Source organism: Citrobacter sp. wls826, from assembly GCF_005281245.1.
Taxonomy (GTDB): domain Bacteria; phylum Pseudomonadota; class Gammaproteobacteria; order Enterobacterales; family Enterobacteriaceae; genus Citrobacter; species Citrobacter braakii.
The window spans coordinates 254,911-258,193 of sequence record NZ_SZWS01000027.1 but is presented as its reverse complement, the minus strand read 5'-3'; the positions used below and the strand labels follow the sequence as shown (position 1 = coordinate 258,193).

At 52.8% G+C, this 3,283-nt stretch carries 3 protein-coding genes and 1 pseudogene; 2 read left to right on the top strand and 2 right to left on the bottom strand.

The features are described 5' to 3' along the window. Nucleotides 1-30: 30 nt before the first annotated feature. Nucleotides 31-315, bottom strand: a complete 285-nt coding sequence (rplY, locus tag FDW87_RS07070; protein ID WP_016153758.1) for a 50S ribosomal protein L25 — start codon at nucleotides 313-315, stop codon at nucleotides 31-33. Nucleotides 316-439: 124 nt separating this feature from the next. Further along, nucleotides 440-2,200, bottom strand: a complete 1,761-nt coding sequence (locus FDW87_RS07065) for a DEAD/DEAH box helicase (RefSeq protein WP_137379565.1) — start codon at nucleotides 2,198-2,200, stop codon at nucleotides 440-442. Between the two features lie 150 nt (nucleotides 2,201-2,350). Between FDW87_RS07065 and rsuA the strand changes: the two genes are divergently transcribed. Both rsuA and FDW87_RS22030 read left to right on the top strand, forming a co-directional pair. Then, nucleotides 2,351-3,058: a 16S rRNA pseudouridine(516) synthase RsuA gene (gene rsuA / locus FDW87_RS07060; protein WP_016153756.1), complete on the top strand. Its 708-nt coding sequence runs from the start codon at nucleotides 2,351-2,353 to the stop codon at nucleotides 3,056-3,058. Between the two features lie 15 nt (nucleotides 3,059-3,073). Further along, nucleotides 3,074-3,283, top strand: a pseudogene (locus FDW87_RS22030) (Bcr/CflA family multidrug efflux transporter); the annotation flags it as partial.

Genomic DNA, 3,283 nt, shown 5'->3' with positions numbered 1-3,283 from the left:
AGGCGGGGTTTTTCTTCAACTTGTAAGCGATTACGCGCGAACGAAGTCGATGTGTGCCAGCTTCGGCTTGAACGGGTGACGCTGTACAGCCTGAGCTTTAACTTTAACTTCTTTACCGTCAACAACGATGGTCAGAACTTCGCTGTAGAATTCAGCTTTAGCTTGCATGTTCATAACTGCATCGTGATCCAGTTCGATAGCAACCGGGGCTTCTGCGCCACCATAGATGATTGCCGGGAACTTGTTAGCGGCACGCAGGCGGCGGCTCGCACCCTTACCCTGCTCTTTACGTACTTCAGCGTTGATAGTAAACATTTAAATCTCTCTTTAATAATTCCTGCTACAGGCGACCCAGCAACAGGTAAGTGATCTGCTTTGCGTATGCAAAAGCGGGCGAGATTCTATACTTAAACGGCTGGTACATCAATCAAAAGTACGATTAACCGCGTAATTCATGTGCCCGACGATAGCGTCCTTCATAATCGAAGACCTTTTCACGGACCTGCCAGTACTGACCTTTCATGCGCGCCACCACGAAATCAGGATGACGTAACAGCGCCTGCTGGGCGAGGATATCGGCGGCGGTTATCCAGCGTAAGGGAATGCCGGGCGTTCGGGTGTGCGGGCGAATAAACAGTTGCTCGAAAGCCGTACGCTGCGCGGGAGTATGCAGGCGAAAGCGTTCGCTAACGTCGGCACCATCTTCATCGTAATAGGTGATTTTTAGCCATTCGCCTTTTTCATCCTGGCCGTTTTGTAACACCATGCCGCTACAGCGCAGGACCAGCGCATCTTTGAGCCTGAGTGCGGCTTTCAGCATGTCATCCGGGTCAACCAGCACCGTGTCGCACTCCCGACAACGGCGGGCGGCGATATCATTTTCCGCGTTGCATTGTGGGCAGTTTTTAAAACGAAAACGAAAATCGCACTGTTCGCGATGGCCGTCATCATCTTCAAACCACCCCTGACAGCGGCGGCCAAAGTGTTCAATCAGCGTGCCGTCTGCCGTTGTTTTGCCCCAGAAGGTGTTTGCAAACCCGCAGGCGGGACAGAACACCTGCACCGGAACGTTATCGCTTTTTCCTTTCGGCGCCCCCACTTCCGGCGCGTAAAGATCGTGCGGGTTACCGGCATAATCGAGGATCAGACAGTCGGTTTTACCCGGCGCCAGGCGCAGGCCGCGACCGACAATTTGTTGGTAAAGGCTAACTGACTCCGTCGGGCGCAGAATGGCGATAAGGTCGACGTGCGGGGCATCGAAGCCAGTGGTCAGGACCGACACATTCACCAGATAGCGAAAGCGCTGGGCTTTGAACTCTTCAATCAGCACATCACGCTCAGCGCCAGGCGTGTCTCCGGTGATTAGCGCGGCATCGTCAGCAGGCAGCAGGCCCAGAATTTCTTTGGCGTGCTCCACTGTGGCGGCGAAAATCATCACCCCTTTGCGCGTCTGGGCAAACTCGACAATCTGGCTGATGATATGCGGCGTTATTCGCTGCTGCTTTTTCAGTTCCTGATTCAGATCCGTTTCGCTAAACAGGCCGTTACTCTGCGCCTGCAGGCGGCTGAAGTCATACTGCACTACCGGCATGTCGAGGCGTTCTGGCGGCGTCAGGTAGCCGTGTTTAATCATGTAACGCAACGGTAATTCATAAATGCAGTCACGAAACAGCGCTTTTTCATCGCCGCGCACCATACCGTGATAATGAAAGTGATAAATCCAGCCTTTGCCCAAACGAAAAGGAGTGGCAGTAAGCCCGAGCAGGCGTAAGTGGGGATTTACTTTGGTCAGGTGAGTGAGGATTTGCTGATACTGACTCTCGTCATCATCACCAATACGGTGACATTCATCGACGATAAGCAGCGAGAATTCTCCCTGAAAGGCGTCAAGATTACGCGCTACCGACTGTACGCTGCCAAATACCACTTTCCCGTGGCTCTCTTTACGCTTCAGACCTGCGGCAAAAATATCGGCTTCCAGCCCCAGCGCGCGATATTTGGCATGGTTTTGCGCGACCAGTTCTTTAACGTGCGCCAGTATCAGCACGCGACCACGCGCCACGAGGGCCAGTTCAGCAATCACCAGGCTTTTTCCCGCACCGGTTGGCAGGACGATAACCGCTGGCGTGCGATGGTGGCGGAAATGGTTGAGCGTGGCATCCACGGCTTCTTTTTGGTACGGGCGAAGAGTAAAAATCATGGGCTCATTAAGGTAAGCAGCAACAATGTATAGTATGCCATGAATCATTTCCCTTGAGGGATGGTGTAACGCCGCTATACTGGGCGGATAATCGTCCCACTTTTCGGGCGCAATCCCGCTTCTTGTTTTTTACAGGCAAAAATCACACTCATGCGACTTGATAAATTTATCGCTCAGCAACTCGGCGTCAGCCGCGCTATTGCCGGGCGTGAGATCCGTGCTAACCGCGTTACCGTCGACGGTGAAATCGTCAAAAACAGTGCCTTTAAGCTGCTGCCAGAACACGACGTAGAATATGACGGCAATTCCCTGATTCAACAAAATGGCCCGCGCTATTTTATGCTGAATAAACCTCAGGGTTATGTTTGCTCAACGGATGACCCGGATCACCCGACAGTGCTCTATTTCCTTGATGAGCCGGTTGCCTACAAACTGCATGCGGCAGGGCGCCTGGATATCGACACTACCGGACTGGTGCTGATGACCGATGACGGACAGTGGTCGCATCGCATCACTTCGCCACGTCACCATTGTGAGAAAACCTATCTGGTGACGCTGGAGTCGCCGGTGGCAGATGACACCGCCGAACAGTTTGCCCATGGCGTACAACTGCATAATGAGAAAGACCTGACCAAACCGGCCGTGCTGGAGGTTATTACGCCAACTCAGGTGCGATTGACCATCAGCGAAGGGCGCTATCATCAGGTTAAACGTATGTTTGCCGCCGTCGGTAACCACGTTGTGGAACTGCACCGTGAACGGATTGGTGACATCAAGCTTGATGAGGATCTGGAGCCGGGTGAATACCGTCCATTGACCGAAGAAGAAATCGCCAGCGTTAACTTAACCCCGCGTTAATTTCAGGAGCTAAATGTGACCACCCGGCAGAACTCGTCAATTGCCATTGTCTTTATCCTTGGCTTGTTAGCCATGCTGATGCCGTTGTCGATTGATATGTATCTTCCGGCACTACCTGTTATCTCTGAACAGTTTGGTGTGCCTGCAGGTAGCGCGCAGATGACCCTCAGTACCTATATTCTTGGGTTCGCGGTGGGGCAATTACTCTATGGTCCAATGGCTGAC

Coding starts and splice junctions, on each gene's coding strand:
- rplY (WP_016153758.1), bottom strand. CDS start 315: ATGTTTACTATCAACGCTGAAGTACGTAAAGAGCAGGGTAAGGGTGCG.
- FDW87_RS07065 (WP_137379565.1), bottom strand. CDS start 2,200: ATGATTTTTACTCTTCGCCCGTACCAAAAAGAAGCCGTGGATGCCACG.
- rsuA (WP_016153756.1), top strand. CDS start 2,351: ATGCGACTTGATAAATTTATCGCTCAGCAACTCGGCGTCAGCCGCGCT.